The sequence below is a fragment of the Pseudorhodoplanes sp. genome, assembly GCF_046289595.1.
Taxonomy (GTDB): Bacteria; Pseudomonadota; Alphaproteobacteria; order Rhizobiales; family Xanthobacteraceae; genus Pseudorhodoplanes.
Map to the genome: position 1 here is coordinate 1 of NZ_JBKBVB010000224.1, position 2,863 is coordinate 2,863.

The 2,863-nt window shown below is 65.1% G+C and carries 3 protein-coding genes; all 3 read left to right on the plus strand.

What is annotated here, in order from left to right; genetic code table 11:
• Position 1: 1 nt before the first annotated feature.
• Complete coding sequence (locus tag ACK41X_RS23320) at positions 2 to 1,297, plus strand: glycerate kinase (RefSeq protein ID WP_409728664.1); 1,296 nt, start codon at positions 2 to 4, stop codon at positions 1,295 to 1,297.
• Positions 1,298 to 1,359: 62 nt separating this feature from the next.
• Positions 1,360 to 1,917 (plus strand): DUF1036 domain-containing protein, encoded by a 558-nt coding sequence (locus ACK41X_RS23325; protein WP_409728667.1) that lies wholly within the window; start codon positions 1,360 to 1,362, stop codon positions 1,915 to 1,917.
• A partial coding sequence (gene pyk / locus ACK41X_RS23330) for a pyruvate kinase (protein WP_409728670.1) occupies positions 1,914 to 2,863 on the plus strand: 950 nt, incomplete at its 3' end. The genes ACK41X_RS23325 and pyk, both read left to right, overlap by 4 nt.

Below are 2,863 nucleotides of genomic sequence, written 5' to 3' on the forward strand. Positions count from 1 at the left end.
TATGACCTCGCACCGTGACTTTCTCGAAGACCTGTTCCGGACCGCGATCGCGGCTGCGCATCCGTCACGCTGCCTGCCGCAGCTTCTGCCGGACGCTCCGCAATCCGGAAAGCTGATCCTGCTCGCGGCGGGCAAGGCCGCAGGCTCGATGGCCGAAGTCGCCGAAGCGCATTATCTCGATCGCGGCTTTGCGCAGGACAGGCTGACCGGCATTGCAGTCGCGCGGCATGGCTACGGGCGCCCGCTGCGCCAGGTCGAGATGGTAGAAGCGGGCCATCCGGTGCCGGACCAGGCCGGGCTCGATGCGACGGCGCGCACGCTTGCGCTTGCGGACGGCGCAACGAAAGACGATCTCGTGCTGGTGCTGATGTCGGGCGGCGCGTCCGCCAACTGGATTGCGCCGGCGCAGGGCCTCTCGCTCGAAGTCAAGCAGGCGGTGACGCGTGCATTGCTGCGCTCCGGCGCCTCGATCGGCGAGATCAACACCGTGCGCAAGCATCTCTCGCGCATCAAGGGCGGGCGGCTTGCCCGCCATGCCTTTCCGGCAACGCTCCTGACCATCGGCATTTCGGATGTGCCAGGCGACGATCCGGCGGTGATCGGCTCGGGTCCAACGGTGGCCGATCCGACCACGCTTGCCGATGCGCGCGCCATCGTCGCGCGCTACCGGCTCGACCTGCCGGATGCCGTCAGCGCCGCGCTGAACGACCCGGCAAATGAATCGCCCAAACCCGGCGATGCGGTCTTTGGCGATGCGCAATATCGTCTCGCCGCACGGCCGCTCGACTCGTTCAAGGCGGCGGAGGCGCAGATCCGCGCCGCAGGCTATGACTGCATCTTTCTTGGCGACAGGATCGAGGGCGAAGCCCGCGAGGTCGCGGCTGCCCAGGCCGCACTGGCGCGCGAGCTGCAAGCGAAAGGGCGGCGCGCGGTGATCCTCTCGGGCGGCGAACTGACTGTGACGATTCGCGGCAGCGGCCGCGGCGGCCCGAACCAGGAATTTGCGCTTGCACTGGCTTTGGAACTCGACGGGGCCTCAGGGATCGCCGCGCTCGCCGGCGACACCGACGGCACCGATGGCGGGGCGGGCTCTGCCGCCGACCCCGCCGGCGCCTATGTCGATGCCGGCAGCGCCGGCCGTGCCCGCGCGCTGGGTCTCGATGCCGCCCAGTGCCTCGCGGACAACAATTCGACAGCTTTCTTTGCTGGTATCGGAGGCCTGATTTCGCCGGGGCCGACCTTTACCAACGTGAACGATTTCCGTGCGATCATGGTGGACAACGTTGACAGAAGTTGAAAAATCCCACAAAAACAGCATGTTAGCTGTCTCCGGCGCCCGATAAACGCAATCTGACGACCGTGATCCGATCGGCTCTCCAGCATCCCCTCGGTTTTTTTGGCGCCGCCGCAGCGCGGTGCGTGCTTGCCACGCTGTTGCTGTCCGCTGCCACGGAACTCGCCGCCGGTGATTTCCGCATGTGCAACAACACCAGCGGCAAGGTCGGGATTGCGCTCGGCTACAAGGATAACGAGGGTTGGGTTACAGAGGGCTGGTGGAATCTCGGGCCGCGATCCTGCGAGACGCTGCTGCGCGGCAATCTCGTCGCACGATATTATTATGTTTATGCCATCGACTATGATCGCGGCGGCGAATGGTCGGGCAAGGCATTCATGTGTTCGCGCGAAAAGGAATTTACGATCCGGGGGACGGAGGATTGTCTCGCACGCGGGTTCGACCGCACCGGATTTTTCGAGGTCGATACCGGTGAACAGCGATCCTGGACCGTGCAATTGACTGAAAGCTCGGATCAGTCTCCCTTGTCGCCCGGCAACGGCGGCTCCTTCACCCTGCCGCAAACCGGAACGCGATCCCCTCTCAATCTGATGCCGCCAGCAACAGGAAACCAGCCACGATGAGACGCCAACGCCGGACCAAGATCGTCGCAACACTTGGTCCGGCCTCGTCGGAGCGGGCTGTGATCCAGCGCCTGTTCGAGGCCGGGGCCGACGTGTTTCGCATCAATATGAGTCACACCTCGCACGAGCGCATGCGCGAACTCATCGGCATGATCCGTTCGGTCGAGCAGGAAGTCGGCCGCCCGATCGGTATTCTGGTCGATCTGCAGGGGCCGAAATTGCGGCTCGGCACCTTCGGCGGCGGCTCGGTGACGGTGAAGCGGGGCGATACCTTCGTCCTCGACTCGAATGCCGCACCGGGCGATCCATCGCGGGTCTATCTGCCGCATCCGGAAATTCTCGCAGCGGCAAAGCCCGGACACACATTGCTGCTCGACGACGGCAAGGTGCGGCTGCGCTGCACCGCCAGCGAGCCTGGCCAGTTGACCGCCGAGGTCGAGGTTGGCGGCAAGCTGTCGGACCGCAAGGGCGTCAGCCTGCCGGAAACCACGCTGCCATTCTCGGCGCTCGCGGAGAAGGATCGCTCCGATCTTGAAGCAGCCCTCGATGCCGGGATCGACTGGCTGGCGCTGTCCTTCATCCAGCGCCCCGAGGACATCGCCGAAGCCAAAAAAATCACGCGCGGGCGCGCGCTGGTCATGTCCAAGATCGAAAAGCCTCAGGCGGTGGAGCGGCTGAACGAGATCATGGAAGTCTCCGATGGCCTGATGGTGGCCCGCGGCGATCTCGGCGTCGAGTTGCCGCTCGAAAAGGTGCCGGGAATCCAGAAGCAGATCACCCGCGCGGCGCGGCGTGCCGGCAAGCCGGTGATCGTCGCCACCCAGATGCTGGAATCGATGATCACGAGCCCGGTGCCGACCCGCGCCGAAGTATCGGACGTTTCGGTTGCGGTGTTCGAAGGCGCCGATGCGATCATGCTGTCGGCGGAATCCGCGGCCGGACAATA